Source organism: Furfurilactobacillus rossiae DSM 15814, assembly GCF_000428925.1.
GTDB classification, from domain to species: domain Bacteria; phylum Bacillota; class Bacilli; order Lactobacillales; family Lactobacillaceae; genus Furfurilactobacillus; species Furfurilactobacillus rossiae.
In genome coordinates, this window is the sequence record NZ_AUAW01000007.1 from 101,973 (window position 1) to 128,953 (window position 26,981).

General features: G+C 44.8%; 31 protein-coding genes and 1 pseudogene. 1 reads left to right on the forward strand and 31 read right to left on the reverse strand.

Features of this window, described 5'->3' with window-relative positions; translation table 11 throughout:
- Window positions 1-56: 56 nt before the first annotated feature.
- The 20 genes and pseudogenes from G400_RS0106275 to G400_RS0106375 all read right to left on the reverse strand — a co-directional run bounded on the left by G400_RS0106275 (window position 57) and on the right by G400_RS0106375 (window position 14,141).
- Entirely contained in the window at window positions 57-1,169 is a 1,113-nt protein-coding gene (locus G400_RS0106275; RefSeq protein WP_017260565.1) for a glycerol dehydrogenase, read from the reverse strand.
- A gap of 94 nt (window positions 1,170-1,263) precedes the next feature.
- Window positions 1,264-1,623 carry a hypothetical protein gene (locus G400_RS0106280; RefSeq protein WP_017260566.1) on the reverse strand — a complete coding sequence of 120 codons (360 nt, stop codon included), beginning with the start codon at window positions 1,621-1,623 and terminating at the stop codon, window positions 1,264-1,266.
- A 53-nt stretch (window positions 1,624-1,676) separates the two neighbouring features.
- Complete coding sequence (locus G400_RS0106285) at window positions 1,677-2,297, reverse strand: hydrolase (RefSeq protein WP_017260567.1); 621 nt, start codon at window positions 2,295-2,297, stop codon at window positions 1,677-1,679.
- 533 nt (window positions 2,298-2,830) lie between these two features.
- A complete protein-coding gene (locus tag G400_RS0106290) occupies window positions 2,831-3,574 on the reverse strand; it encodes an SDR family oxidoreductase (RefSeq protein ID WP_017260568.1) in 744 nt (247 codons plus the stop codon).
- A 25-nt stretch (window positions 3,575-3,599) separates the two neighbouring features.
- Window positions 3,600-4,016 (reverse strand): cupin domain-containing protein, encoded by a 417-nt coding sequence (locus G400_RS0106295; RefSeq protein WP_017260569.1) that lies wholly within the window; start codon window positions 4,014-4,016, stop codon window positions 3,600-3,602.
- Window positions 4,016-4,354, reverse strand: coding sequence for a carboxymuconolactone decarboxylase family protein (locus G400_RS0106300; RefSeq protein WP_017260570.1), 339 nt, complete (start codon window positions 4,352-4,354; stop codon window positions 4,016-4,018). Before G400_RS0106300 ends, G400_RS0106295 begins: the two co-directional genes overlap by 1 nt.
- A gap of 467 nt (window positions 4,355-4,821) precedes the next feature.
- The gene (locus G400_RS0106305; protein ID WP_017260571.1) at window positions 4,822-5,265 is read right to left on the reverse strand and encodes a MerR family transcriptional regulator; all 444 of its coding nucleotides are present in this window, start codon (window positions 5,263-5,265) and stop codon (window positions 4,822-4,824) included.
- A gap of 91 nt (window positions 5,266-5,356) precedes the next feature.
- Window positions 5,357-5,680 carry a DMT family transporter gene (locus G400_RS0106310; RefSeq protein WP_017260572.1) on the reverse strand — a complete coding sequence of 108 codons (324 nt, stop codon included), beginning with the start codon at window positions 5,678-5,680 and terminating at the stop codon, window positions 5,357-5,359.
- 319 nt (window positions 5,681-5,999) lie between these two features.
- Window positions 6,000-6,719, reverse strand: a pseudogene (locus G400_RS0106315) (DUF1003 domain-containing protein); the annotation flags it as partial.
- 286 nt (window positions 6,720-7,005) lie between these two features.
- Window positions 7,006-8,295, reverse strand: a complete 1,290-nt coding sequence (locus tag G400_RS0106320) for a hypothetical protein (protein WP_017260574.1) — start codon at window positions 8,293-8,295, stop codon at window positions 7,006-7,008.
- Between the two features lie 93 nt (window positions 8,296-8,388).
- On the reverse strand, window positions 8,389-8,514 hold the full coding sequence (locus G400_RS16550) for a hypothetical protein (protein WP_017260575.1): 126 nt from the start codon (window positions 8,512-8,514) through the stop codon (window positions 8,389-8,391).
- Between the two features lie 93 nt (window positions 8,515-8,607).
- Window positions 8,608-8,934, reverse strand: a complete 327-nt coding sequence (locus tag G400_RS0106330) for an AzlD domain-containing protein (protein WP_017260576.1) — start codon at window positions 8,932-8,934, stop codon at window positions 8,608-8,610.
- Complete coding sequence (locus tag G400_RS0106335) at window positions 8,921-9,628, reverse strand: AzlC family ABC transporter permease (RefSeq protein ID WP_017260577.1); 708 nt, start codon at window positions 9,626-9,628, stop codon at window positions 8,921-8,923. Before G400_RS0106335 ends, G400_RS0106330 begins: the two co-directional genes overlap by 14 nt.
- A 36-nt stretch (window positions 9,629-9,664) precedes the next feature.
- Entirely contained in the window at window positions 9,665-10,222 is a 558-nt protein-coding gene (locus G400_RS0106340; protein WP_017260578.1) for a GNAT family N-acetyltransferase, read from the reverse strand.
- On the reverse strand, window positions 10,219-10,776 hold the full coding sequence (locus G400_RS0106345; protein WP_017260579.1) for a GNAT family N-acetyltransferase: 558 nt from the start codon (window positions 10,774-10,776) through the stop codon (window positions 10,219-10,221). The genes G400_RS0106340 and G400_RS0106345 overlap by 4 nt, the downstream gene beginning before the upstream one ends.
- Window positions 10,773-11,258 carry an ASCH domain-containing protein gene (locus G400_RS14620; protein ID WP_017260580.1) on the reverse strand — a complete coding sequence of 162 codons (486 nt, stop codon included), beginning with the start codon at window positions 11,256-11,258 and terminating at the stop codon, window positions 10,773-10,775. Before G400_RS14620 ends, G400_RS0106345 begins: the two co-directional genes overlap by 4 nt.
- Before the next feature lie 782 nt (window positions 11,259-12,040).
- Window positions 12,041-12,334 (reverse strand): metal-sensing transcriptional repressor, encoded by a 294-nt coding sequence (locus G400_RS0106360; RefSeq protein WP_017260582.1) that lies wholly within the window; start codon window positions 12,332-12,334, stop codon window positions 12,041-12,043.
- An 88-nt stretch (window positions 12,335-12,422) separates the two neighbouring features.
- Entirely contained in the window at window positions 12,423-13,085 is a 663-nt protein-coding gene (locus G400_RS0106365; RefSeq protein ID WP_017260583.1) for a nitroreductase, read from the reverse strand.
- A 50-nt stretch (window positions 13,086-13,135) separates the two neighbouring features.
- Window positions 13,136-13,453, reverse strand: coding sequence for a thioredoxin (gene trxA, locus G400_RS0106370; protein ID WP_017260584.1), 318 nt, complete (start codon window positions 13,451-13,453; stop codon window positions 13,136-13,138).
- Window positions 13,454-13,619: 166 nt separating this feature from the next.
- Window positions 13,620-14,141, reverse strand: coding sequence for an NUDIX hydrolase (locus tag G400_RS0106375; protein ID WP_017260585.1), 522 nt, complete (start codon window positions 14,139-14,141; stop codon window positions 13,620-13,622).
- A 136-nt stretch (window positions 14,142-14,277) separates the two neighbouring features.
- Here G400_RS0106375 and G400_RS0106380 point away from each other — a divergent pair, with 136 nt between their 5' ends.
- Window positions 14,278-15,456: a DUF998 domain-containing protein gene (locus tag G400_RS0106380; RefSeq protein WP_017260586.1), complete on the forward strand. Its 1,179-nt coding sequence runs from the start codon at window positions 14,278-14,280 to the stop codon at window positions 15,454-15,456.
- 531 nt (window positions 15,457-15,987) lie between these two features.
- Here G400_RS0106380 and G400_RS0106385 read toward each other — a convergent pair.
- From G400_RS0106385 to G400_RS14635, 11 genes are all read right to left on the reverse strand, one after another.
- Complete coding sequence (locus G400_RS0106385; RefSeq protein ID WP_017260587.1) at window positions 15,988-16,941, reverse strand: LacI family DNA-binding transcriptional regulator; 954 nt, start codon at window positions 16,939-16,941, stop codon at window positions 15,988-15,990.
- 73 nt (window positions 16,942-17,014) lie between these two features.
- Window positions 17,015-17,830, reverse strand: coding sequence for a Cof-type HAD-IIB family hydrolase (locus tag G400_RS0106390; RefSeq protein ID WP_017260588.1), 816 nt, complete (start codon window positions 17,828-17,830; stop codon window positions 17,015-17,017).
- Between the two features lie 27 nt (window positions 17,831-17,857).
- Window positions 17,858-18,325 (reverse strand): PTS sugar transporter subunit IIA, encoded by a 468-nt coding sequence (locus tag G400_RS15695; RefSeq protein WP_017260589.1) that lies wholly within the window; start codon window positions 18,323-18,325, stop codon window positions 17,858-17,860.
- Window positions 18,326-18,466: 141 nt separating this feature from the next.
- Window positions 18,467-19,303: an energy-coupling factor transporter transmembrane component T family protein gene (locus G400_RS0106400; RefSeq protein ID WP_017260590.1), complete on the reverse strand. Its 837-nt coding sequence runs from the start codon at window positions 19,301-19,303 to the stop codon at window positions 18,467-18,469.
- A complete protein-coding gene (locus G400_RS0106405) occupies window positions 19,296-21,008 on the reverse strand; it encodes an ABC transporter ATP-binding protein (protein ID WP_017260591.1) in 1,713 nt (570 codons plus the stop codon). Before G400_RS0106405 ends, G400_RS0106400 begins: the two co-directional genes overlap by 8 nt.
- Window positions 21,009-21,011: 3 nt before the next feature.
- On the reverse strand, window positions 21,012-21,578 hold the full coding sequence (locus tag G400_RS0106410) for an ECF-type riboflavin transporter substrate-binding protein (protein ID WP_017260592.1): 567 nt from the start codon (window positions 21,576-21,578) through the stop codon (window positions 21,012-21,014).
- A 545-nt stretch (window positions 21,579-22,123) separates the two neighbouring features.
- A complete protein-coding gene (locus tag G400_RS0106415) occupies window positions 22,124-23,737 on the reverse strand; it encodes an FAD-dependent oxidoreductase (protein ID WP_017260593.1) in 1,614 nt (537 codons plus the stop codon).
- 103 nt (window positions 23,738-23,840) lie between these two features.
- Complete coding sequence (locus tag G400_RS0106420; protein ID WP_017260594.1) at window positions 23,841-24,752, reverse strand: metal ABC transporter solute-binding protein; 912 nt, start codon at window positions 24,750-24,752, stop codon at window positions 23,841-23,843.
- Window positions 24,753-24,903: 151 nt separating this feature from the next.
- Window positions 24,904-25,569 carry a helix-turn-helix domain-containing protein gene (locus G400_RS15700; RefSeq protein WP_017260595.1) on the reverse strand — a complete coding sequence of 222 codons (666 nt, stop codon included), beginning with the start codon at window positions 25,567-25,569 and terminating at the stop codon, window positions 24,904-24,906.
- 550 nt (window positions 25,570-26,119) lie between these two features.
- A complete protein-coding gene (locus G400_RS0106430; protein WP_017260596.1) occupies window positions 26,120-26,545 on the reverse strand; it encodes a nucleoside-diphosphate kinase in 426 nt (141 codons plus the stop codon).
- 263 nt (window positions 26,546-26,808) lie between these two features.
- Window positions 26,809-26,981, reverse strand: a 173-nt coding sequence (locus G400_RS14635; RefSeq protein ID WP_155827226.1) for a transposase, incomplete at its 5' end; no start/stop codon positions are given.

A 26,981-nucleotide genomic window follows, 5' to 3' on the forward strand; every position in this document is an offset into this window, starting at 1 on the left:
AGAATTCCTCAACGCCATGAGAAATTCTATCTGAGTCTTTTTATTTGGATAAAACTTTATTTGCTAGCGTGATGTTCCTGATAGTAACGACTGTATGCGTCGACACCCTTCATCGCCTCGACAACATCGGCCGCTTCAACGGTAAATGGCATCTGCACCATGGTATCGTTTGGTGCCGTAGAGAGTTGACCAACCTGCATCAATTCCTCGTCACTGACATCTGGAATCTTCAAATCGGCAAACGTGGTTGGCAGACCCAATTCAAGGTCAAACTTCAAGAATTTATCAAACCGTTCCTGATTGGCACCTTCGAGATAAAGTTGCGTTAATGTCCCAAACGCAACCTTTTCGCCGTGAGTTAAATCATGAATTGGACCATTTAAGGCAGTCAAACCATTGTGAATGGCGTGTGCCGCTGCCAAACCGCCACTTTCAAAACCGACGCCACTCATCAGTGTGTTGGCCTCAACGATTTTTTCTAGTGCTTTGGAAGCCGCATGATTATCAACTGAGGCAACAGCCTGCGTGCCATAGGCAAACAGTGTTTCCTCACACTTGGATGCAATCGCGTTACCGACCATTGTTTGTTTGGCACCCAACATCGTGCTACCAGCGCCACGCGCTACCGCCTGTGCTTCGACATTAGTTGCCAGTGCATCAGCAATACCAGACGTCAGCATCCGTACCGGTGCATTGGCGATAATTTTGGTATCGACGAGCACTAAATCAGGATTCTGCGCATAAAACCGGTAGGCGGAAAAGGTGCCCTCATCGGTATACAACACGGAGAGTCGTGAACAAGGTGCATCGGTCGAAGCCAACGTCGGCAAGATGGCAACTTTAACGCGGAGATTATCAGCAATTGCCTTAGCGCTGTCCAATGCCTTCCCGCCACCAAGACCGATAACTAGGTCGGCACCAAATTCTTTGCCAATTTCGGTTACTCGGTCAATTTCGCCAACTGACGATTCACCGTTAAACGGTACATATTCCACGTTGACGTCATTGTCTTTCAGGTAATCAACATATTTCTGACCGGCAATTTTGTACGCCGTCGAGCCGGCCAATAACAACGCTTTGCGGCCCAAACGGGTAATGTATGAAGCACTATCAAATAACACATTTTTGCCCTGAACATACGTTGCAGGACTACCAAAAACACTCATCATAATGTGTATACTCCTTTGCGATTTACTTACAAAATCAGAATACACTTAATCTGTTGAGCCCTGCAACTTTGTCTAAAACAAACTCCCAAATGACCTAAGCGACTGGATTGTCGACCTGTCGAACCTTCTCTAGCACCTCATCAAGCTGATTAACCGCGACTTCATAATCTGGCATTTGGTTTTCACACTGCTCGTCGAATTGTTTCAAACCGCCGACCGCAAACGGATATTCGAATCGGTAAACGGCCTGATAAGCGCTAACAAAGTCCCTCCTCAGTTTGTCACTGTCAGTCCCATCAAATTGTAGTGCCAAATCAATCGTTCTGTAGTCGGTGTAAGCCAGTTCGAACTGAATAGCCCACGCCCGAATGAAATCGTGGCCTGCCTGAATATAAGTAAAATGATCGTTCGCCGTCGCCATTAAACGATTGGCTGAATCCTGAACATCTACCATGTTTGTCGCTCTCCTTACTATGAGTGATTTTCACCACTCTAACTAAACCATCACTAACTTAATTTTAAAAATGCACCAATATCAACCAGACTTTGCGTAAATCCCGGAACCGTATCTGGTCGGTTCCAGTCACGTTGCAGTTCACAGGCTAATTGGGCAATTGTCACGGGTTGAGCACCCTTGGCAGTCATCCGAGCAATTGCCGTTTCATGAGCCACAGTTGATGTTCCACCAACCGCATCAACAACTGGAAACACATCATAGCCTTCCTTTAGTGCGTCCAATACTGGAAAGGTCAAACACGCTTCTGTCCACAGTGCCGCGATAATTATCTGATGTTTGCCCGTTGCCTTAATTGCCCGGTTAAAATCCACATCTTCCCAAGCGTTAATTGACGTTCGGTCATAACTGGGCACGTTTGATAGCAATGCCTTCAATTGCGGAATTGTATCTTGGTTGCGTCCGGTTTTAACGTTAACAGTGGACAAGATTGTTGGAATTTTGAAGGCGTTAATCAACGATTGTGTCGCAACAATATTACGAATCAGCTGAGCGCGAGCCATCGAATTGACTGAATTAATTTGCGTTGGCTGAAAATCAATCAACGCAAAAACACTGTTTTCTGGATTAAGTAATTCATCGTCAGTTGCAGAACGCTTTGCCATGCTTGTCATATCGACATTCTTCCTTTCATTCCTATGTTTGCAATCGATCAGTAGCCTAAAATTATAACTACTAACTGATTTAAAAAATAAGCCATTTAATGCGGATCAGCGAACATAACTGCTTGGTTGCTTTGGCAAGTTGGCTAACTTAATTAAATAGGTCTGGAAATGGTCAAAATGCGGCGTTGAGCGGTGGAAATGAGTGGCAAACTGAATTTTGTGGACCCTTCTTTATAGCGAAAACGCGATCCTGCCGCCCAGAAGTCTGTGCATAACCTTCTTGTCCTTTTATATTGTCGCAAACGCGCTCACACCACCTAAAGTCTGTTCGTTATTGGCGCTTTTTACTTTTACATAGCGAAAACGCGATCCTGCCGCCCAGAAGTCTGTGCATAACCTTCTTGTCCTTTTACATTGTCGCAAACGCGCTCACACCACCTAAAGTCTGCGCACAACAAAAAATGAATATCGCACAAGCACAAATCGCTTGCACGATATTCATTTTACGTTGTTGCTCAACTTTACCCGGCGGTGTTCACGCTCTACGCCTGCTTCGTTGGATATATCGTAAATTCGTTGACGTTAACGTCTTCTGGCTGGTCAATGGCGAAGTTCACAACCCGGGCGATGGCATCAGGGTTAATCCCCACGGCATCGTATAAAGCGTCCATCCCCTTGCGTGCCGCTTTATCGGAAATCGTGTTCAACAACTCCGTATTAATCGCCGCTGGGTACAAGGTTGTCGTGCGAATGTTGGTGCCTTCACTAGCACTTTCCGTCCGAATCACTTCCATTAAGTTTCGAACAGCAAACTTAGTTGCACCATACACACCAGATCCAGGGAAACTCTTCAATCCGGCAACGGATGAGGTCGTAATGATGTGACCGCTTTTATTTGCTACAAAGTCTGGCATTACAGCGGCAACACCATTCAGCACGCCTTTGATGTTAATGTCGACCATGTCATTCCATTCTTGCGTGTGCAAGGCACTGATGGGCGACGTTGGCATAATTCCGGCATTATTGAAAATGACATCAACACCACCAAACGTGGTTTTAGCATATGCGACTAACGCTGCTACCTGTTCGGCATCCCGCACATCAACCGTTTGATACGCTGCTTGCCCGCCATCGGCTTTGATATCAGCAACGAGTTTTTCCAAACGGTCTTTACGACGAGCACCAAGAACAACTTTTGCACCATTTTTGGCCAAAAGCTTAGCGGTTGCTTCACCAATCCCAGATGAAGCACCTGTAATAACAACAACTTTATTTTTAACTGTCACTCGAATTCTCCTTTAAACTGACTAACTAATCTTTTGACAATGCATCATACGCTGCGTCACTGATCGGTTCCAACCATTCAGACGTCCCCGTGGTGATTGCGACATGACTAAACCAGCTGTCTTTTGTCGCACCGTGCCAATGCTTAACACCATCGTGAATGGTAACCACATCGCCAGGGTGCAGTAGTTGTGCTGGTTTGCCATCCTCCTGATACCAACCTTCACCACCGGTAACAAGTAAAATCTGATAACCATTGTGATGAATATGCCAATCATTGCGGCATCCTGGTTCAAATGTCACATTGCCAACATTCACATTGACATTATCGTCTGCACTAACCAAATTTTTTAAATAGCTTTGACCGATAAAATACTGTGCATAGGCGTCGTTTTTATCACCTTGGCCAAAAACATTTTGTGTATCAAATTTTTCGTTTGCCATTACTTATGTGTCTCCTCTTCATCTGACCAAATTTCCTTAGCGCGGTTAAATGCCGACCATGCCTTAGGCCACCCCGCGTAAAAGGCGAGGTGGGTAATTTCAGCAACAATCTCATCTTTTGTAATGCCGTTTTGTTTGCCAATTCGTAAATGAGCTTCCAATTGTTCTGTATTGCCGGCCGAAATAATGCTAGCAATCGTAATTAAGGAACGGTCATGAGCAGATAAAGCGTCTTCTTTGGACCAGACCTCGCCAAATAAAACATCATCATTTAAAGCAGCAAATTGTGGGGCAAAATCACCCAACTGTTTGCGACCTGCAGTTTGTTTTTTAGCCATGTTAAGTTCCTCCTCGATTAAAAACATAATGATTAACGCGATTGAATTCATTAAAACACTTAAAGTACACTTTAAGTAAAGCCCTAAATTTTATAAAAATAAAAAAAGAGCGGCCTAACAGGTACATAACCTGCTAAGTCGCTTTAAATCAAAATTATAGAAATTCAAAATGTCTACACTGCCTGAAACACTCGTTGCGGTATCACCCGAATTAATCGTTGTTCCGTTGATTATGAAGTCCCGACTATATTAGCTGGAGGGCGTCCCCATTGATACCGAACCGTGAAAGTATTGTTAATCCGGAATGCATCTTGCCGGATTTACAATACGGACGGTCGAAAAAAATCGGTTTCCCACGAGGCTTTGCGACGAGGTGAAAGACTCCGAACCTCAGGAGGCTGTTATGAAGTGACCCCACGGCAAGCGTGTCAATTGGGACAACCGCAAGCGGCATTCACCGCTATCATTTATTCTTCGTGATTCAAACTGGCAAGATAGTTGGCAAAACCTTCGCTATCGCTAATATGCCCGTCAACTTTTCCCTGATACCAATCTATCTTGTCGTTTAAAATTGTCATACTGTGCTGTAATTCCTCAAACTTCTGAAGGAAACCACGCCGCACATTCTTCAATAATTGCAACCGTTTAGTAATCGTCGCATCACCTTCGGCGCGCCAAGCCACATACTGTTTCAACTGTTCGATAGTCATTCCCGTTCCCTTTAAATGCAACAAGAATTTGATCCAGCTAGCATCTGCATCCGTATAATAACGTAACCCGTTGTCCGACCGATGTGGTTTGACCAAACCTTCCTTTTCATAATAACGAAGCGTTGGACCCGACAACCCGGTTTTAGCTGCAAATTCACCGATTCGATAGCGCTTTTCTGTTGCAACTGTCTTTGTCGCCATTAACTTTCCCTCCTAGAGGCTGAGATTCACACTAGTTAAAGCTGACTTTAACTCATAGTCCACAGTCTTGTCCACTATTGTGTCAAAACCATTAGCCGTTGGCACCAAACAAGTTCAAAATCACGACGCCAACTAGAATGAAGCCAATCCCAATCACATTGGCCAAATTGACAGGTTCCTTCCAGAACAAAACGGCCACTAACGTTGACAACACAACGCCGATGCCGGCCCACAAAGCGTAAGCAATATTGAGATTGACTGTTTTCATGCACACTGCGAGAAAGTAAAAGCAGGTACCATATGCAATTAAAGCTCCTAAACTGGGCCATACTAATGTAAATCCAGAAGATGCCTTCAATAAATTCGTGCCAATCAATTCACCAACAATGGCTAAAGCCAGATATACATACCCCATTGTGACCACCCCATAAAATTTCTCTCGGTCTTCATCATGTCGCTAAAAAAAGCCTATGTAAAGCAAAAAGCCACCCGCAACGAGGGTGGCCTTCTGATAAATTTTTGGTCCGATTTAAGCATTAATCATTTGTGGTTTTGTCTTCCCAATCATCACGTTATTTATTCACATGAAGTGAACCGTTATCTGATTGTTTGTGACTCTGTTCATTATGCATGACTGATTGTGGCGAATCCGTCTGCCGACGTGCCGGTTGAGACGATTTCTGTTGTTTCGGTTGCTTACCTTCTTGATCATTGATGTGATCATCAAAGTAAGTTTGCAACCGCCGTAGTTCATTAACCTGCGATTCGATCGAACCCAACATCTCTGTTTGAATCTTTTGAATCTGTAACATGTTCGGTTGATCCTGTTGAATCATGTGGTCAACCTTGGAGTGCAGTACCCGAATTTCCTCTTCCGATTTTTGGTTAACGTGATAATCGTTAGCCGACTCCATCCGGTCATACTCGGCTGACCGGTTTTGACTCATCATAATGAGTGGTGCCTGAATTGCAGCAACCATACTCAAGAACAAATTTAAAAGAATAAAAGGATAAGGATCGAAATGCACACCAAATAGATGTAATGAATTAACAGTAATCCACAATAACATAATGAGAACAAAGGAAATAATAAAAGGCCAGCTACCCCCGAAGTGGGCAACAGCATCCGCAACCCGCTGACCAACTGTTAGTGAGTGTTCCAATTGCTGACGGACATCAACCACCTGATAGGTATCTTTTTGAAGTACCCGCGTAAGCTTTTGGTTCAGCTTATGATTCTGGCGGTAATCCTTCGCAATCATCTGATCCATCTTTAATAAACGGTAGTGGACCAAATGCTCACTACAGATAAAATCTTGGTTTGTCGCCTTTGGAAAGTCGAGACGAATCAACGCCCTCAACGGACCATCCAAATCTCCTAGGAAAACACCGTCAACGAGATCATATTCCTTATGATCAACGAGACAGTAAACCGTGCCGTTAAATTCTTGCATTAGACTAAAACACCTCAGTAAATGCTAAATTTCACGTGCGGCAAAGTTCACAGCATGGGTTAAATATCCAATTATGAATTGCAAACACGCGGGACCGTCATCACTTGTTGAACATATATGATAATCTGCGTCTGACATAAAACCCACCTGCCTTTCCTAAGTTGAACTGAGTTATCGCTACAAATTCATTATAAAGGACACAGTCAAAAAAGTTCAAGCGAACCTACCCATTTCTGAGCGTTTTTTAATTAATTGCGATAATTATGTTATAGTTCCCTAACTTTTACTATTTTACAGTCATGTCATAGCCTAGCTTCAAGGTGTCATGAACAGCCCGATAACCCGTTTGCTGATAGTAAACAGTTGCCATTTTCCGCAGGTCATATGAACGCTGATCTAATTTATTTTGACTTGGGATTGCGTATCCGTTTGTCATCGTCAACCCCATGATGTTAGCCAATTTGCTGGTTTGAGCGGTCTCGTCATGTAATGAATAAAAACTAACATCGTTGCCCACAATATTGGCAATAAACATGTCATTCATGGCTTTAGCCACTGGACTATAACTGTTAAACATAATGATTGGATGACCATTGTTAGCAATCCAATGATAATAAAATGTGGCACCGCCAGTGCTATTCTTGGTGGCAAATAAAGTTTCCGGATCCTGCCCTTCCATAGCCCAATACGCCATAAAGGTCAGACTGGCTTGATCTGCCTCCGATAATTGCGTCATCGTGGCGTTGTCGGCAGGCTTGGCCTTTACCACATCCGCAATTGGTGTGGATGGCATTGGCAAGTCATCATCCCCAGCATCGTTGTTATTTGAACTTTCTGCAGTGTTATTAGCTGCTGAACTTGACGAGGTTGATGAAGAATTATCGGATGAGTCGTCATATCTTGTCCCATCACTGCTTGATCCACTAGATGCTGAATTTGTTTCGATCGGTTGTGCAATTGAATGACTCGTTTCAAACGGACTAGTCGCACGCGGAATTGCCTTCGTGACGGCGCCTAGACCCAGCCAGAGTGAAATAATTAGCAATCCACTAAGTAACAAACGACGCAGACCAAACAACTGGCGCCGCATGACCGCAGGAATTGCGTAGATATCATGAGCCGATTCGTTTGCCTCTTCAACTTGCACTTCGTCTACTCGTTTCAGTAGCAAAAAGCGCAGTAATGATGCGCCTAAGACACTAAAAAACATCAAGACTAAGGCCACGTTTCGTGTCGACGTGTGGTCACTGAGAAACCAGTTCATTGCCGCCCGGCCGTTTGGAAACGTCGTATACAGGTTGAACTGCTCACATAAAGCCCACAATGTCATGAAACCGGCCAGTACAAATAGTCCAATCATGATCCGCCGAAGGTACATTATGTGTTGCCGGCGATAAATCGTCCGAACATAAAAGCGTTGTGCACCGGCAATTTGAGTCGGTGTCGCCATTTTATCCGCCGTTTGGTGCCAGCGAACTAAGCGATGTTTGACTAGCCAAATGACAGTAGCCACTGCGACTACGCTCAGCACCACAATCATTAAAACAATTAACCATATTACCTGCCAAACTCCCACACGGACACTTCCTTTTCAAAAAATCGCTATTTTAAACACAGAAAAACGCTCATCCCAATTTGAAATGAGCGCTCTAAAACTTATCATAATTGGTTATAATTCGGTTGTTTCTTTAACGGTTGTGTCATTGTTTGACATGCGGCGTGCAAGCTTCACATCACAAACAACTAACCCAACAGTTGTAACAGCTAATAATCCAATTGCTAACAAGGTTTCCATAAATAATCACCCTCGCTTTGTCAGTAATTTTGTATGAGTATATCATGCTTTGCACCAAACACCTAATGTTTTGCGCAAACATTTTGAATCCGTTTACATGACCGCTCTTAGTATTGCTAACGACACAACTCCGACAAGCACAATCCACAGCAGGATTTTAGTGATAGCCGCCGTAATTACAGTGGGAATCGATGCAAACAAGTTTTCATAGTTCACACTCGGTAAATGCCCCAGATGTTGCGTAAATAAATTTGTCACCCACAGCGCAGTCATAATCGTGATGGGCACAAAACTCAATAATTCGACCACTAGCGGCGGCAAGCTATGATTTTTTAAGAGCACAAAGGGCAACGTTCGTGATAATAAGGTCACAATGCCACAGCCGACAATGGTTAAAAGTACATAACTAGTAGAAAGCATGTTTGATAACCACCCCCGTCGCACAGCCCAACAGCGTGCCCACAACAAGTAACAGATTTCCCGGAATGAAAATAAGCCCTAGATAAATAATGACTGCTTCTGCCAGAATCACGATCAGTTGCAGTGACTTCGCCAACGAACGATCCGCGATAACTTGCAAATACAGTAACCCGATAAACATGGCGACTAATGCGAAATCAAGACCGAGTCGCTCTGGATGGGCAACCAATTGTCCCAGCAACGCGCCGACACCTGACGCAATCATCCATGTAAAGTACGCAATTAAATTAGCAGTATTAAACCACTCAAATGACATTTTGTGGTCCGTATAGTTCACCTTATTCATGCTCAACGCGAAACTTTCATCGGTCAATAACGCGCCAATGAAAATATTGCGCCACATGCTGTCTTTCTTAAAATAAGGAGCCACTACCGTACTCATTAAGATCATCCGCGCATTCACCAAAAAGACGGCAACCATGATTGACACCACTGGATTGTGGGATACCAGCATGCTAACCATGATAAATTGGGCGGATCCAGCATATGTAATGGCGGACATCAACACTACCATGAGCACACTCAGGCCCACGGACTGGCTAACAACGCCAAATGCTAAGCCAATGCCAATATAACCAAACACAGTTGGCAACGTATCCTTAATTGCTGTTCTTATATCGAGCTCATCTGTCATGAAGCTAATCACATTCCTTTACGTTCATTTATAAGCTTAAAACTCCGGCCAATCTTGGTGAGCAGCCATCCACGCTGACCCCATAATGCCATATTCATATTGGTCAAACCACTTGCCATCTTGATAAAGGCCCTCGCGATTCACAACTTCACGTTTGAATCCGACACGTTCATAGGTGTGCACGGCCGCCGCGTTATTGCTGTTCACACCCAAACGAACTTTATACAAACCCATTTCAAAGAAAGCGTAGGCCAGCATACAGTTGATCGCGTCAGTTCCGTAACCGTGCCCACGTTCGGCTGGGTCAACGATGCCGATTCCTAGTCCACACACCTGATTTTTCAGTTGGATCTCGTCTAACTCGACCCAGCCAACTGGGCTGTCATCGGTCTGTTTGCGAACAATCAGTATCATGCCATCCGGTTCGTTGTTAGCCAACATTTTAACGAAACTTTCGTGTGTTCTAACCGTGGCCAAATCCCACTCGCTACTCCGTGCAAACGCGCCGGCCCACTGATGTTGCTGAAAGTAATCTGCATCACCCTCCTGCGCCTCAGAGAGTCTGACCAGCCTGCCTCTTAATACATCTTTCATTTCGTTGCCTCCGTTAGCGCACGCCATTCCGTTTGCAAAATTCCGTAACTGTACCGGTCAATTCGTTGACCATCTTGATATAATGCGCCAACATTGACCCCTTCACGTTTAAAGCCCACCCGTTCATAAATGTGGATGGCCCCGGCGTTATTACCATTGACTTCTAAATGAACCCGGTGCATGTTCAACTCGTCAAACGCAAACTTCAAAACAATCCGCAACGCATCTGTGCCATAACCGTTGCCCTGCTGACTTTCCACGATGGCGATGCCCACTTCTGCACCACGATTCTTCAGTTGAACATCACCAAGCGAGATCCAACCAACCGTTGCTTCCGTGTCGTTGGCCCGCACCACGTACACGAACTCATCAGTGCCCCAGTGTTCACCCTTCAGATCTTCTTTATAGTCCTCTGGCAACCATACCCGCGACATATCCATGCTCAGTTGTCTGAACCAGCCATCAGTCCACTGTTCTTGAGCGAATAATTCTGTATCGCCCTGGCGTAATTCGGTTAAATGAACCAACTTTCCACTCATAAAATTACTCATCATTCGTTTGCCTCCAGATTGTCTGCCAAACTTGCCTGCGTTGCTCTTAGTTCAAACACTTCACAGCTCATTAATAACTGATTACTAAACTGATAGTGGTCTTGAGCACCTTCTTCACGAAAGAACGCTTCGTGAACCCGGCGCCAATAAGCTAATGTCCGATCACCCTCACCTTCATGATAGGCATGCTCCGCAGAAACCTGCTGATACGGCATTATCTCCGAAACGACATTCTGAATAATCGCGACCGGCTGATTGTCACCGTTTAAAATGATGTCATAGTCACCAACTTGCGTGACTGCTTCACCCTCAATAAAAGCGGATGTCGTCGCCGTCTTTTTGCTTTTAACCACTAAGTCGGCTAATTCGTTTGCCATTGACGTTGTCATCCCAAACGACCATGCATCCGGTTGTGGTAATTGCCGACCGATTGACTGACAGTATGCTTGCCAGAATTTTTTCACTGTTGTACTAGTTTGCTTCATGTGGAGCCCTCCATTGTTGGAATGTCGATATGGTGAATGCTTTTTAAGGGATGCTCGGTTCTTACTGAACTTCTCCCAAAAGCCTGCGCATAACCCAAAGCCGTCATCCTACAAGCAAAGTGCGCTTGCACGCTGCCACCTTTACGTTATTGCTCGAACTTTACCGAGCTTTGGCATCACTCTATAAAAAAAGCACCCGGCTGCTTGCCGAGTGCATAACCACCATGACGACATTCAGTCCTACGTTAACGTTTAAAAAAGTGCACACTGGTCCCCTTAAACGCAGATACATACGAAATTGTAAATGCATTGGCGAACCAATTAGCAAACGTTAATGCAGACATTGCAATGTCCTCCCTCACATAATTTACCGAAAATTTCTCGGACCTTCTCGAGCTTCGGCATCATTCTAAACGTGCACCTTACTTCTAAATCCTGTGCATAAGCTACAAGCCAAAGCATTCGGAAAACCACCGAATCATTCACCTTGTTTCTTATTGCTCGGATTCACCCGAAGTAAGGCATCACTCTTCTAAAACGTGCACCTGTCGCTCAAGGTCCTGTGCATAACCCAAAGCTGTCATCCTACAAGCAAAGTGCGCTTGCACGCTACCACCTTTACGTTATTGCTCGGACCTTCCCGAGCTTCGGCATCACTCTTAAATTATAAACAGTTTAGCATTCTCATTAGTTTCTAAGCAAGTTGTTTTTTATTTCTAAAGGCAGCAAAAAAGCCATTTCATTGACGAAATGGCTTAAGGCACAATATATTCATCTCTGTTTTAACGCGTCTTCATCATCAGATCCAATGACTTCTGCAGTGAAGCAGCTTCCTCACTATCAGCGGCAACGCCCATCTTTTCAACCGTTTGGCGGATGTTTTCAGCAACCACTAATTTCATCGCCTTATCCACACTGGAACGAACAGCAGCGAGCTGAACCAAAATATCCTGACATTCACGGCCTTCATCCATCATGCGCAACACGCCGTCCATTTGGCCACGCGAACGCTTTAAACGATTGGTAATTTGCTTGCTGGACACCGTCTTTTGGGCCACGTCTGGCACATTCATCATGAGCAAAAACCTCCAAATTAATTTCGTTTATTATACCCCAGCAGGGATAATGTTTGCTAATCAAAAGGTTCCCGGTCAATGAAACCGGCTACTCTGCAATGTGAACAAAATCAGCCAACGCTAACCGTCCTGGCGCAACCGTATTAATTTTATCATCTACTTTGGCGTGTCCTAAAGCGACACCCATGACAATTTCTTGATCACTTGGAATACTTAATGCAGACCGTAACACATCAGGATATGCAATCAACGCATACGCTGGCATACTGTCCACACCACGATCCGTGGCACTGAGCATCAACGTTTGCGCAAACGACCCCGTGTCAAACAATGAATACCCCGTGGCGTTTTTCTGAACAGTAAAATACACAACCACAGGCGCATTGAATAAGTTAGCAGCTGCTTGTGTCGTCTGCTCTTCAACATCCGTTGACGTGTCCGCAATTGTTTCTGTCATTGTTTCGTTCCAATCGGCCATTGCTTGCTGACTACGTGATGACCATTGCTCTCGGTGAGCAATTGCCAGGTCAGGCGTGCCATTCTGACCGGTCAGTACGCGTTGTTGATTAACCGCACGAATTTGGGCCAGTGTATCGCCAGTCGCAACGTAAACTGACCACGGCTGAGAGTTAGCCCACGAAGGTGCCTGACTGGCATCCTTAATAATTGCCTTAACGGTGGCTAAATCAATGGGCCGATCACTAAAATCCCGAACTGAGTGACGACCATAGATTGCTGAACGTGTTTCCATTTTTAAAACTCCTTTGTCACCTTTAAATTAGCGAATTATATTACTCGTTATTATTCTGCCAAATACTTTTCTAACTGCGCTTTCAGCAGTGGCTCTGGCCGGAAACCGACCAACTGAGCGATAACTTTGCCATCCTTCTTAACAACTAGCGTAGGAATTCCTTGAATACCAAACGCGGCTGGAACCTGCTGATTTTCGTCAACATCCATCGATGTAAATTTCACTTTGCCGTCATATTGTTCCGCCAGATTATTGATTACTGGCTTCAACATCTGACAAGGTGGGCACCACGTCGCTGAAAAATCTGTAATAACAAGTCCCTTGTCTGTTTCCTGATTAAATGTTTGATCACTAATTTCTGTCACCATGTTAAACGGCCTCCATTTGCTTACTTTAAATAAGAACGATCATTAATATACCCCCACGTGTATTTTACGTCAACTATAATGCTCATTTTCAGCAAAAGATAGTTTAACTTTATTGATAACAGGGCTTAATCAAACAAAAACAACGGTAACATGCCCGCTGGGGTAATTACCGTTGTTGCTGTGTTAACCAATTAAGTGCTTTTTGTAGCTGCATGCTTGTATTCGCAATGCCTTGTTGATGTAGCCTGTCTAGCGCCCGTTGTGGAGAAAACAAAGCAATTTGAGCAACTTCGGCAACTTGCCGCTTCACAGCTGATAATTTGAAATCACCGCGAAAAGCAAACCATTCCTCCACCCAATCTGATCCTCGAAACTCATCGCGCCAATTTAAATCGACCAACGATGATAGAGCCAATTCTTCTTCTATTTCTCGCTTAATTGCTGTTAATGCTGATTCTCCACGCAAAACGGAGCCGCCAGCAGAACAATCCCACGCTCCGGGATGATTCAGTTTGCTCAAGCTTCGTTGTTGCAGCAACACCGCACCATCTTGATTAAAGATAAAAGCATTAACAACAAGATGGTAACGTCCAGCAGGAACACGATCACGACGCTGCTGTTTGCCGACGATATTTCCACGCTCGTCATACTGGTCCCACCATTCATCAACCGTATCCGTCGTTTTCATGCAAACATTCCTTTCCAAAACGATTTATAGCCTGTGATTTTTACTAAAGTTCTGTAAAATGGGACATAGTCACAATTATTTTACGTCGACAATACCTACATAACCATCACGAATTATCTTTCTAGAGGGAAGCTTTATGAAATCAGAAACAACTCACCACATTAACATCCCCACGCAAGTTGCGGAACATCTGAATGTCAAACCTGGTGACAAACTGCAATTGACACTGCCAGATGACGATAACGAACAGGTTACCATTCGTCCGGACAAACCAGCGCGTGAGCATCAGACATTACCGATCCGTTGGTTTTTACTGCCGTCCATCTTAGCCAGTGTTTTGTTCTTCGCATATCTGTCAAACCAAGGGATTAATCAAATCGCCCTAGCTGGTACCAATTCTATCGCAAGTGCCGTTATTATCTTGGGAATCGTTAGCGGTTCATTATCATTCTTATTTTTCTACTTTAAGCAAAAGCATGACATCCAGCGATGGTTGACTGGATCACTTTACTGGCGTAGCTTTCCAACCATTTGGCTTTCGTTCATGATTATCCTAACCACTTGTCTGTTGGGATTCTTCTGGTTTGCGGGCATTTTATTCAAGGGCGCGACGTTCGATCAATTTACGTCGACGTTCATGTTCTTCCTATTTATCAGTCTAATTAATTACCTGATGATCCTGTCAGTCTCAGCGCTATCAATAACCATGATTTTTTCCTTATTGGTGTCGGTCATTGTCGCTGGTGTGTTATCGTCAATGATCACCAATAGTAACAAACGGTGGTGGGAGCATAACATCAGCTTCTTGGGCACAGAAAAAGCTGCTTACAGTTGGCAATTCAACTTGACCTTAATCGTTTCTGCATTGCTAACCGTCGCGTTGGTTGATTTCATTTTTTCCAGTCTGCGCAAGCAGTTTGGCAGCAGCAAACGCATGTTGGCGCTACGAGTCTTATTGACGTTAACTGCTATTTGTCTGGGCGGTGTCGGTGCGTTTGCTAACAACGGCCGTGGTCTAATGCACGAACTTCATGACCAAACGGCCAGTTTCCTAGTCTATTTCATGATCATCACGATCGTTGCTATCCGTTACTTGCTGCCTAAAGTGACGCCAGAGTTTCTGACGCTATCGTACATTATTGGCGGCCTACTAGTGGTGACGACAATCCTCTTTCAACCAGTGGGATACCTGTCCCTCACCGCTTACGAGTTGGTTGCCTTCATTATGTCGTTTAGCTGGATGCTATTACTACTACAAACACTGCAGCGCATGCTGGTTCATGACCAGCGCACGTTTACTGTCACAATCGAATAGCTAAAGCGCCCGCACATTCTTCAATGATGTGCGGGCGCTTTAGTTTAGTTTTTCATAACCGTTTCGTCAGTCAGAGGCGCCGTTCTGTGAGGAACGGTTTCAACCCGCAAGAACAGCGGTTTTCCACCTCGATTCAGAGCTGCAAACCACATCTCTGAAGTCGTCCCATGCTACTAAATGGCCAAACCCATGCCATTAAGTAGCATCAACACTGAACTCTGCCTCTGGTCGACTCCACTCACATGGCAAAAATTCGCGCTACATCACTGCAAACCAAACGGCATCAACCAAAACGACAATTGTGCTTAACTGCAATGGTAGCTGAAGGGCGTCAACATAGGAACCAAGCCGTGAAGGTACTGTTAATTCGTGATTTTCGAATTTACAGTACGGACGGTCGCAAAGACGCGGGGCCTTCGCGCGGCTTGGCGGCGAGGTGAAAGACGGTGGGCCTCCGGCTTGAACCGGTCCCACGGCGGGCGTTCCTATGTTGACAACCGTAAGCGGAAGTACTCACATACAACTGCACGATTATTCATCAACATCGATAAACGTGGACGCAACTGGCCGTTGTGCGACGTGGTCACTGACAGCTAGTTCAAAGGCCCGGCGACCAACTTCGTTAAAGTGATGGTCAATCGTCGGAATATGGAGCAAAGTGCTAGATAACTGATGTTCCTGTCCCATCAAGCCTGGAACAACAAGTCCATGATCCAAATAGCATTGCCGCGCATTGGCCACAATGTCGTCACCATTTCCAAAAATAAAATCTGGCTGTAAATCATTATCAATATAATACTGAGCAGAATCATAACCATCCTGATTGTTAACCACGCTTGTCCGCACCAATTCAGGACGTGGCAACTCATGAAAGACATCTTTGTAGGCTTCAATCATTGCCTGGCTGGTCGCACTCAACGCGTATTCACGGCTAAGCAACATCCCGATTCGTTTGTACCCACGCTTCTTAATCCATTCAAACGCGGTTTCATAAGTAGAATTGCGTTCGGTAAAGGCAGCTGATAGCGGCAAGTCACCCGGATTCTCACAACAAACGATACGTCCCATTTTTTTATGCGCATCGTCACGCGCGAGTTCACTTAACGGAACACCGCGAGAGGTAAAAATGACCGCGTCAAAAGCACGTTGTCGCAATTGTTCCAAATAATGGCGTTCCACGCGCTCATCATATTTTGATGGCAACAGCACCACCCGATACCCCGCCGCGAATGCCGCCTCCATCACGCCATTCGTAATTTGAGTAAAGTATGGATGTTGGCTGTGTGGCAGTACAACGCCAATATTGTGGGTCTTGCCAGTACTCAAGTCGCGGGCGACCGCATTAGGAACGTAATCTAAATCCCGCATCACCTGTTCAACGCGTTGTCGAACCTGATCGGTGACATATTTGCGATGGTTAATCACCCGTGACACTGTCGATACTGAATAGCCACTTGCCTTAGCAATATCATGAATATTCGCCACCGTCTGTCACCTCCCGCTTTATCGTTGGCTTTAGCATAGCAAACTTTCGACCTGCATGTTAGCGGCAATTAGATTACGATTCAACCAACAGTTGACGAATGCCGTACGCGACGCCATTTTCATTATTGCTTAACGTCACCCGCTCACCCACAGCTTTGATTTCCGGTAACGCATTGCCCATCACGATTGCATGACCGACACTTTCAAACATGGGTAGATCATTATGACCGTCTCCGAAAGCAACCAGTTCATTGGCCTGCAAACGTTCCTGTTGACGAATAAAAGCAATTCCTGTCGATTTACGCGCCCGTTTGCTCGTCACTTCGACAAACGTTCGACCGGATTGCTGAATCGCTACGGTCGGCAATTGCATAGCACGCAGATAAGCCTGTAAATGGGTCAATTCGTCAGGATTACGGGTAATCATCATAATCTTGAACAAACGAAGATCACGTTGTTCAATCAGTTTGCCAAACGGCACCAGCGTTGGCGTTTGGTGCGTAATGTGGCGTTCCAATTCAATGCCAGCGTCAATTCGTTCTGCATACCAAGCGTTCATACTATAGCAACTTACACTGACGTTTGGAAATCGTCGCGTGACTTGGTGCAAAATCTGTTGGGCATCCATTGCGGGAATGCTACTGGCCTGAATCGGGATCAAACGATGCCCCTGCATTTTGAAAATCAGGCCACCGTTGAACGCAATTTGTGGTGCCGTCAATTTCAATGCGTTGATGACCGTCATCATTTCCATCGGTGCTCGCGCAGAGACTAACGTAAACGGAATATGACTATGTTCGATAGCCATCTTATTAGCCGGAGTCATATTGCCATCACGATCCAACAACGTACCATCCATATCGGAAAAAATGTGTTTAATGTGTCCCATTCATGCCCACTCCTTTATCATTGACGATTAAGCCAAAACCGTCACTGGCAACCAATTGTTGATAATGTTTACAAGCCCATTCTCATCCTGTTTGCTTGCCGCCATTGCCGCAACATCAGCGGGCTGCGTCATATGTTTGGCGAAGCTATCCAGCACATCGTTGTAATCTTCTTGATGTTCATTGCGCGGCATAATCAGGGCAATCACTGTATCAACTGAATGGGTCGGCGCTTCCCCCCAAATGATGGGTTCTGCAAACGTAAACGCAAGCACCGTGGGGTTCGCAATATCCGAAGCATTCGCATGCGGCACTGCGATATCCCCCATGGCACTGGTAGACATGGCCTCGCGAACGATTAAACCGCTCTTCAGCTCCTGTTCGTCTACCCCTAATTTGTCTGCGGCTGTGTGTGCGATCAGCTTCAACGCTGCAATTTCATTGTTATCTGCTAATTCAACGTCTGTATAAACATTTTTTCGAAATAATTTCATCATTGTCGCCCTCCACTACGTTTATTGGTTAGATTTCATTTACAAACGCAGTGTATTCTCTGAAACGGGTTTTAGGTCAAGCAGAAAACGCAAAAAAAATACGCAATTTCGGTATCAGCCCAAAATTGCGTATTCTCCTATAAATTATTTGAATGGATTCCAGAATCGGCCGCCATTGACTTTAAATAGTGCAATACCAACGAGCACAATCAACACAATTATAATCAAAGCCAAGTAGTCGTTTCGTTTGAAAGGTTGTGCCATGTACCACGTCCGTTTTTTATTATGCCCAAACCGACGCAGTTCCATCGCCTGACTGATAATTTCAATCCGGTCCAAGCTGGAAAGAATCAACGGCATAATAATCTGTACCGCGCCCCTTGCCCGTGTCATGAGCTTGGCCTTTCGTGAAATTTCATAACCACGAGCCTGTTGAGCCAAGCTGATGGTTCGGTAATCATTTTGAACGTCCGGAATGTATCGCAGCGCAATTGCTACTGAATAACTAATCCGGTATGAAACACCAATTTTGTTCAAACTGGCCGCAAATTCACTCGGATTAGTCGTCATCAGAAAAATCAACGCCAGTGGCACAGCAAAGATGTACTTCAATAACAAATTAAATTCATAAAAAAGTTGTTCCCAAGATAAGTTGAAGTAATGATCTGGGCTACCTAATATCATGTGATGCGTACCATAAATGGTAATTCCATAACTTGGCGCGAAAACATAGACCATAACCAAGTTCAAAATGGCAAACGCAACGATCACCTGCAAAACAAAGGCGACTTCATGGTACTTAATCTTAGAAAAATGAAACAGTATTAATGATATTAACAAAACGCCAAGTAGAAACCGCGTATCGTACGTCACCATGCCGATAATCGACAAGGCAACAAAACCAATCAATTTTGTACTGCCACTCAACCGGTTCAGAAACGTATCACGGACCGTGTAACCAATTAACAGCTGGCTATTCATGGCTGCGCACCTCCCGTTCCGTTTGAACAAACTTAGCGACAAAATCTAATGCCGATGGTAAGTGGTATCGTTCAGCCAACGTGAACAAGCTTGTTTTAGCTAACGCGGCTTTTTCAATCACTGCCTCATTTGTCAACACATCGGCTGGTCGTGCATCCATCAACACACCGCCGTCAGCTAACACAACTGCGCGTTGCGTATACTCCAGCATCAGGTGCATATCATGGGTGATTAACATAATTGTCACCCGCTGCTCACGGTTCAGTTTCTCGAGGAAATTCATCATTTCTGTATAATGCCGCAAATCCTGGCCAGCCGTTGGTTCATCAAGAATAATCATTTCCGGATTCAACACCAAAATAGCGGCAATGGTCACCCGCTTCTTCTGACCAAAACTGAGCGCTGATATCGGCCAGTGACGGAATTCGTACAAGCCACAAACTTTAAGTGTGCCGTTGACCTGATGCTCAACCTCTTCGTCAGTCAATCCGCGCAAGCGCAAGCCCGCAGCAACTTCATCAAAAATCATCGCTTTGGAAATCATTTGGTTGGGATCTTGCAAAATATAGCCAATATGATCCGCGCGTTCCTTGACAGACAATTGCATTAAATCCTGACCTTCAAGTTTCATCGCACCACCATCTAACTTAAGAAAACCAGTAATGAGGTTGCTCAATGTCGATTTACCTGTACCGTTACGGCCGACTAGGCTCAACATGTCACCACGATTAATGGTTAAATTCAGACCATCGATAACTGGTTGATTGCGATTGTAACTAAAATTCAAATTCTTCAATGTTAGTAAGGGGTCTGTAGGCAAAGCGGGTTCTTGCAGCGTAACGCCAGCGGTCCATCTCTGAAGAGCTGATTCGATATTGTCCCCGGCAACGGTTTCGACAGAATCAATGTTTTCACAGTCGGCTAGTTTAACACCTGCAAGTTGTAGTGCGCTCAAATAAAGCGGTTCACGTAAGCCTAACTGTTGCATCAACGAATCTTTTAAGATGGCAGATGGTTTGTCATTTCCGACAATTTCGCCATCTTTAAGGACAACTAGCCGGTCAATTGGCCGTTGGAGCACATCTTCCAGCCGGTGCTCAATAATAACAACAGTTAAATTCTGTTGTCGTGCCAAATGATCAATGAGCTCAATTGAAGCCTTTCCAGACGCCGGATCCAGACTGGCCAGTGGTTCATCAAACAGCAGAATGTTGCTTTCATCAATCAACACGCCGGCCATCGCTACCCGCTGTTTTTGACCGCCAGAAATCCCTTGCGGAGAATGATCTAATAGTGGCTTAAGATCCAGTCGTTCAGCCCACTTCTTCGTGGCAGCCCTCATTTCCGTTTGACTCCGTTCGTCATTTTCGAGGGAAAAAGCGATATCCTCCTTCACCGACAAACCGACAAACTGACTGTCCGGGTCCTGTAGCACCGTGCCCACACTAAAGGACAGTTCAAAAATTGAGCTGTCCTTAATATCGTGACCGGCCACTGTAGCCGAACCGGTTATTTCACCAGGATATGATTGCGGAATCAAGCCGTTAATGCAACGACCTAACGTCGACTTTCCCGATCCGGAGGGACCAGCTAGTAACACCTTCTCACCCGGAAAAATGTCTAAATTAATATGCTTCAATGTTGGTTCCGATTGACTGTCATACTGAAAGCCAAAATCTTTAAACGAAATGATTGGTTCAACCATGAATTACTTTTCCTTTTTCAAACTGCCATGCTGGGCACGAGTCCGTGAGTACAACACAATCAAGATGGTTCCGATGATGGCAACAGACACACTGTTAACAATCCATGAAGTAACCCCTTGAAGATATACTTTTGCCGCTGGTTCATGATAAACCAATACGTCGCCAGTTGGCGCAATCAACACCCATGCGACAAAATTAACCACAATCTGGTAAAGGTTAAACCAAACTAGTTTCATCGTTTTAACTGCCCCACCAGTAACGTTCAGTCGGTTTTTGATCAGCCCAAGGGCAACGCCGACTAGACCATCCGTAATTACCCAAGTCCACCAAGGTGACCCATAGGTAACAAAATCGTTCAAACTGTGACCAATAAATACAGCAAGACCGCCAGCAACCGGTCCGTATAAAGCTGCCAACAAGGCTAGAAAACCTTCAGCAACATTAAACTGAGTGTTAGGAATTCCCATTGGAATGGCAACAAACTTCATTAATACAAAGATGACGGCTGCACCAATCCCAGTAGCGACGACAGTTCGAATTGAATTTGACGACTGATTCTTATTGTTCATAAAACAACTCCCTTTCCCTTTTACGTATGCCATACGTAATCACCAGTGTGCGCAGCAATAATTGCAAAATTAATGATTGTCAGTTTAAAAATAAATAACAATGAATGAAAATAGTTATGAAAAAAACAGCGTTCCTACATATCAATGTAAGGACGCTGTCGCGTGGTGCCACCCAACTTTAAGCCGGCTTACCAACAAATGGTTAACCAAACTTCTTCATCACGTTAACGGTGTGCACCGAAACCGGCTTCAAATGTCACCAGTTTGACTTCTTCAAGACCATCTTTGCTTTGAACAATCATCGTTTACACCAAACACGACTCTCTTAGCATTAATTCAAAGTTACTCATCTCGTCACAGTCTACTCATCAATATTTAACTTTCCAAAGTATAGCGCACTTTGTAAATGACGCGCAACTACGATAACGGTTAACGGGGTGGTCTCGGCTATTTAATTTGGCAAAATGGCCGCTGAAACGTGACCTATCGATCTTTAAAACACGTTATTTTCGGGTCACAAAGCGGATAGTCAACTGGCCTCAATTCTAATCAATTTCTTCAATTATCTTGGCTTCGATATCATTGCCAGCTAAAATTCTGGCGGCAGTATAGTTGCTCAGGCCCGGACGATATGTGAGAAAAACTGGTTGGCCAGCTGGTATTTCACCAATGCGATCCCGAAGCTGACTAAGTGGGATGGTCAACGTTGCAGAAACCGACCCAGTTGCCGGACGACCTGGTTCACGAACATCTAGAAAAACGCCCTTTTCTTTCATCTCATCCGTCAGTTGATCCAGTTTGATTGTTTGACCAACCTGTTGCATCTGGTTCAAAGCAACATAGCCAGCAATGTTAATGACATCGCGCGTTGAAGAAAAAGGCGGCGAATACGGCACCTCAATGTCTGGCAGGTCGGCAACCGTTAAGCCACCCGTTATTGCCGCAGATAATTGACCGATCCGTTTGTCCACACCGTGTTGACCAACTGCTTGGCCACCAAGAATGCGGCCTGTGTTGGGCGCATAAATTAACTTGAAGTTAATTCGTGAAGCGTTCGGGAAAAAGTAGGCAATATCATACGGTGTGATAAAAGCGCTGTCGTAACTGTCAATCCCCAAATGATTGAGTGTATTGGCCGTAAAGCCGACAGAACTAACGGTTAAATCAAATACTTTAGCCACACTCGTGCCAACAAAACCCGCGTAGGTGAGCGGCTCACCATTGATAATGTCCGCTAAAAGATGACCTTGTCGATTAGCCGCCGTCGACAACATACTTGGCGTTGGCAAACCTGTAATTAAGCTAGTTGTTTCAATGACATCTCCAATCGCATAAACATGTGGCAGGTTAGTCGCCAAGCGATTATTCACGATAATGTGGCCGTCCGTTGCAAGTTTGAGTCCAGCGGCAGCGGCCACTTCATTATTCGGTGTCACTCCGGTCGTCACCAGTAGCATGTCCGTTGTTAATTGTGTGCCATCACTCATAATCAGCTGATGGCCATGGTTGCGCACGGCCGCCACGGTTTTGTTCAAACGCAACGCAACGTGATGATCAGTCAATTCTTTCTCAATCACCGTCGCGATTTCCGGGTCATACGGAAACGCCACGTGAGCGGATTGTTCAATCAGCGTCACTTTCAAGCCACGCAACGTAAGGTTGTCAGCAAGCTCTAGTCCAGCTACACCTGCACCAATAATAGCCACGTGTTGGGGATGTTTTTGATCCATATACGCCTTGATTTTATCCGCATCAGTTACGGCTCGTAGTGTAAAACAATCGTCAGCATCTGCCAATCCGGGAATGGCGGGTAGCGTTGGTCGGGCGCCGGTGGCAATGACCAGTTCATCATAACTTTCTTGATACGTTTCTGTCGCTGTTTGCACCGTGACCAACTGAGCATCCGGATCAATCCCGGTAACGTCACTTTGCACACGAACGTCAATATTATTCTTGGTCTTCAAAGCTTCTGGTGTCCGTTCAATCAGCGCGTCACGATCCTTGACCACGCCTCCCAAATAATATGGTAAGGCACAACCAGCGTACGAAATTTCCGGACCACGTTCGAACATGACGATTTCGGCTTGTTCATTGATTCGGCGCAACCGCGTCGCAAACGAAGGGCCACCCGCCACTGCACCAATCACAACAACTTTCATTCTGTGTTGCCTCCAATCAGCTTAAGTCACCTGCTAAGCGTCAAACTTATCAAATTAAGCTTACTGGAACCTAAGCACACTTTCAAAAAATCCTCCTCAAACATTACTTTTCTTGATTCTGAATCTTAGCAAGCGCCTGATACTGTTTCATCATCCAGCTCTGATACGTTTGTCCCTTCGGCAACGTCTCAGTGACATTCAAAACTGGTACGTGATGTTTTTTGGCCAGGCTAACCATTGCACTAACCGTTTTGTCGCTGGCCTGACTGTTGTTAACGAAGAACGCAATGCGATGATACGTAATATCCGTCTGCATCTGCTTAATCGATTTCGGTGATGGGTCCGTGCCATTTTCAACCGCCAATTCAAACTTAGAGTTGTTTCGTTTATACCCCAAAGCGTCTAACGTGTAATCGAATACTGGCTCACTCACATCCACATGTTGCCCCTTGCTATTAGCTTTCAATTTAGTCACTTGATGCTGTAACGGTTTTAGGCTAGCAATGTACCGTTTTGCATTTGCTTCGTACTGATGCTTGTATTGCGGCGCCTGCTTACTGAATTTCTGGGCCAAGTAATTCGCTAATTCCGGCATCGTCTCCGGCTGGTACCAAACGTGCTCGTTGTCACCAGTCTTCTTCTGGAGCACGTCTTCACCAACACGGACCACCATCTGTTTGTGAGCACCGCTACTCTTATTCAGTTTGTGCATCCAAGTGTCATAGCCGATACCGTTGTACAAAACAAAATTGGCCTTGGAAACTGTAATCCCATCCTTGGTCGTTGGCTCAAAATCATGCGGATCAACGCTGGGACTATTGATAATCGAGGTCACCGTGCCATGATTGCCCAGCACCGCTTTAGCCACATCCCCGTAAAAATCAACGCTGGCGACAACGTGAATCGGTTTCTCATCACTGCTGGCCTGCGTCTGTCGTGGCGCCAACCAAGCCAACGTCACTATCGTTGCCAATAACGCAACTAAACTTAATGAAACTTGCCGAAAATACTTCATCGAAATCCCTCTTTCTAAAAATATGTAAATAGTAACGATTACCGTTTAGAGTTTACATACTTTAATCGCGTCGCGCAAGAACAAAATAAAAAACGTGATAACTGAACATGAAAATCAGTCATCGCGTTTGTTTGGTCAACGTGTTATTCATTTAGTTGTGACGGCCGAAGCGCAAGTAAGACGGTCGGGCTAAGATTGCTAGGATGACACTTAAGTTGGGAACAATCGGACCTGCTAACTGACCGAAACCATAGCCTATTCGATAAGCCATAACATTAAGATGAGTTACATTAGTCATATTTGGGTTCGCAAGGTTTTGGAAAAAAATCGGATCAATAAACACCATCATGAACACAAAAATAATTGCGGCATCAACCATTGTTTTCGTTTTAACGTTTTCTGAATTGCCCGAGAGACTAACAAGCATCGTAATAATTACAGCAAGCCAAGCGGCAAACAGTAATAGTTCCAGACCACTAGTTACTCGCAAAGATAAAAATGGAATGCTAAACACTATATAAGCCAATAGAAAAATCAAGTTAATCCAATAATAATAACCTTGTTCCCTCTTTGTCCGCTTTGCCTGTCGATCTATCTCCACTAAATGATTAATCATGCTCTGATCCCCCTTGAGTAATTCATCTACCGTTACGTGGTAGATGTCGCTTAAGGTAATCAGGCTCGCAACATCAGGATAGCTACGATCGTTTTCCCAACTGGAAATAGTTTTACGTGACAGCTTCAATTCATCAGCCACGTCAGCTTGAGTCAGCTGTTGATGCTGTCGCAATTGCTTCAACTTGATTCCAATTTGCATCCCCTCATCACCTCGCTCAAAGTATCAGTCGAATATAGATTTTCAGCAAGCTAAGTATCGTAGACATCTTGGTGGACAAGGGATTACGATGCAAACTTGCTACCGTGCATAACAGATAAACCATCTGCTTTATGATCAAATTAATGGTCTCGTTGTGACCTAAATCGTTAGTATTTCAGGCCACGGCATTGCGCCAACTACTGGCAGGTCAGCTGAAGGGCGTCAACATTGATACCGAGCCGTGAAGGTAACGGTAATTCGGTGATTTTCCGAATTTAGGTTACGGACGGTCGTCTAGACTCGCGGTCTTCACGAGGCTTGACGGCGAGGTGAAAGATTCCGGTTTTCAGGAAGCTTGAACCGGTCCCACGGCGGGCGTATCAATGTTGACAACCGCAAGCAGCATCCAGCACCAGTTCGAATATATAATAAATTAAAACAGTAGCAGTCTTTTCACAGTAAAAAAGACAAATGATTCGCCGAGCATTTGAATCATTTGTCTCTCTTTTTTGATTAGAATTCAAGTTAAACAACTTCTGTACACTAACAACTACAGTTCCGGAAACCAAATTTTGATTTCCCGTTCGGCTGCCGCAGGACTGTCAGAGCTGTGAACGACATTACGAATGGCGCCGTCTTCCCAAGCACGGCCATAGTCACCACGAATGGTCCCTAGTTCCGCTTCATCAGGATTCGTCTTACCCGCCATTTGATGAAATGCATCAACAATATGCGTGCCAGTTGCCACGATTGCGACAATCGGACCAGACTGCATGTAATCCGTAATTTCTGAAAAGTAAGGTTTGTCGACCTTATCTGAATAATGCGCCCGTAATTGCGCATCAGTTGCCTTCTGGACCACTTTTAATGCGCTGATCTGATATTGCTTACGCTCCAATCGGTCGATAACATCCCCGATATGTCCGTTTGCCACACCATCTGGTTTAACTAGGATCAATGTTCGTTCTTCTGCCATCACACTCATCGCCCTTCGCGTTTTTATGTACAAACCCAGTATATTTCACTTCATGAACAAACCCAATAAGAATCCACAATTATATTTTGTAGTGCTGTATCAATTTCTTAATAGCAATAGTCACTTTAACAAGCAAGCAAAAAAACGGGTTTGGGACATAACTCAAAATAAATCGACCAGAGAAAAGTGATTTTTGCTTTTCTCTGGTCGATTTTTTCATTGCCCTGGTTTTTTCGAATTTCTATGTTTATATGGGCCTTTTCTCAGGCCCATTTAATCATATTCATGGCCATTAGGACCAATCCAACTTCGTTGTTTACTTTATCTAACCCTCTAACCGAAAATCGAGTAAACCTCAAATGAGCCTTCACATCTGCGAAGACTGGTTCGACCTCGATTTTTCGTTGACCATAAATCTTCTTACCTTCGTCACTTT

Bases quoted from the DNA above. Each gene is read 5' to 3' on its own strand.
- G400_RS0106275 (WP_017260565.1), bottom strand. From the start codon at position 1,169: ATGATGAGTGTTTTTGGTAGTCCTGCAACGTATGTTCAGGGCAAAAAT.
- G400_RS0106280 (WP_017260566.1), bottom strand. From the start codon at position 1,623: ATGGTAGATGTTCAGGATTCAGCCAATCGTTTAATGGCGACGGCGAAC.
- G400_RS0106285 (WP_017260567.1), bottom strand. From the start codon at position 2,297: ATGACAAGCATGGCAAAGCGTTCTGCAACTGACGATGAATTACTTAAT.
- G400_RS0106295 (WP_017260569.1), bottom strand. From the start codon at position 4,016: ATGGCAAACGAAAAATTTGATACACAAAATGTTTTTGGCCAAGGTGAT.
- G400_RS0106300 (WP_017260570.1), bottom strand. From the start codon at position 4,354: ATGGCTAAAAAACAAACTGCAGGTCGCAAACAGTTGGGTGATTTTGCC.
- G400_RS0106305 (WP_017260571.1), bottom strand. From the start codon at position 5,265: ATGGCGACAAAGACAGTTGCAACAGAAAAGCGCTATCGAATCGGTGAA.
- G400_RS0106310 (WP_017260572.1), bottom strand. From the start codon at position 5,680: ATGGGGTATGTATATCTGGCTTTAGCCATTGTTGGTGAATTGATTGGC.
- G400_RS16550 (WP_017260575.1), bottom strand. From the start codon at position 8,514: ATGGAAACCTTGTTAGCAATTGGATTATTAGCTGTTACAACTGTTGGG.
- G400_RS0106330 (WP_017260576.1), bottom strand. From the start codon at position 8,934: ATGCTTTCTACTAGTTATGTACTTTTAACCATTGTCGGCTGTGGCATT.
- G400_RS0106335 (WP_017260577.1), bottom strand. From the start codon at position 9,628: ATGACAGATGAGCTCGATATAAGAACAGCAATTAAGGATACGTTGCCA.
- G400_RS0106340 (WP_017260578.1), bottom strand. From the start codon at position 10,222: ATGAAAGATGTATTAAGAGGCAGGCTGGTCAGACTCTCTGAGGCGCAG.
- G400_RS0106345 (WP_017260579.1), bottom strand. From the start codon at position 10,776: ATGATGAGTAATTTTATGAGTGGAAAGTTGGTTCATTTAACCGAATTA.
- G400_RS14620 (WP_017260580.1), bottom strand. From the start codon at position 11,258: ATGAAGCAAACTAGTACAACAGTGAAAAAATTCTGGCAAGCATACTGT.
- G400_RS0106360 (WP_017260582.1), bottom strand. From the start codon at position 12,334: ATGATGAATGTGCCAGACGTGGCCCAAAAGACGGTGTCCAGCAAGCAA.
- G400_RS0106365 (WP_017260583.1), bottom strand. From the start codon at position 13,085: ATGGAAACACGTTCAGCAATCTATGGTCGTCACTCAGTTCGGGATTTT.
- trxA (WP_017260584.1), bottom strand. From the start codon at position 13,453: ATGGTGACAGAAATTAGTGATCAAACATTTAATCAGGAAACAGACAAG.
- G400_RS0106375 (WP_017260585.1), bottom strand. From the start codon at position 14,141: ATGAAAACGACGGATACGGTTGATGAATGGTGGGACCAGTATGACGAG.
- G400_RS0106380 (WP_017260586.1), top strand. From the start codon at position 14,278: ATGAAATCAGAAACAACTCACCACATTAACATCCCCACGCAAGTTGCG.
- G400_RS0106390 (WP_017260588.1), bottom strand. From the start codon at position 17,830: ATGGGACACATTAAACACATTTTTTCCGATATGGATGGTACGTTGTTG.
- G400_RS15695 (WP_017260589.1), bottom strand. From the start codon at position 18,325: ATGATGAAATTATTTCGAAAAAATGTTTATACAGACGTTGAATTAGCA.
- G400_RS0106400 (WP_017260590.1), bottom strand. From the start codon at position 19,303: ATGAATAGCCAGCTGTTAATTGGTTACACGGTCCGTGATACGTTTCTG.
- G400_RS0106405 (WP_017260591.1), bottom strand. From the start codon at position 21,008: ATGGTTGAACCAATCATTTCGTTTAAAGATTTTGGCTTTCAGTATGAC.
- G400_RS0106410 (WP_017260592.1), bottom strand. From the start codon at position 21,578: ATGAACAATAAGAATCAGTCGTCAAATTCAATTCGAACTGTCGTCGCT.
- G400_RS0106415 (WP_017260593.1), bottom strand. From the start codon at position 23,737: ATGAAAGTTGTTGTGATTGGTGCAGTGGCGGGTGGCCCTTCGTTTGCG.
- G400_RS0106420 (WP_017260594.1), bottom strand. From the start codon at position 24,752: ATGAAGTATTTTCGGCAAGTTTCATTAAGTTTAGTTGCGTTATTGGCA.
- G400_RS15700 (WP_017260595.1), bottom strand. From the start codon at position 25,569: ATGCAAATTGGAATCAAGTTGAAGCAATTGCGACAGCATCAACAGCTG.
- G400_RS0106430 (WP_017260596.1), bottom strand. From the start codon at position 26,545: ATGGCAGAAGAACGAACATTGATCCTAGTTAAACCAGATGGTGTGGCA.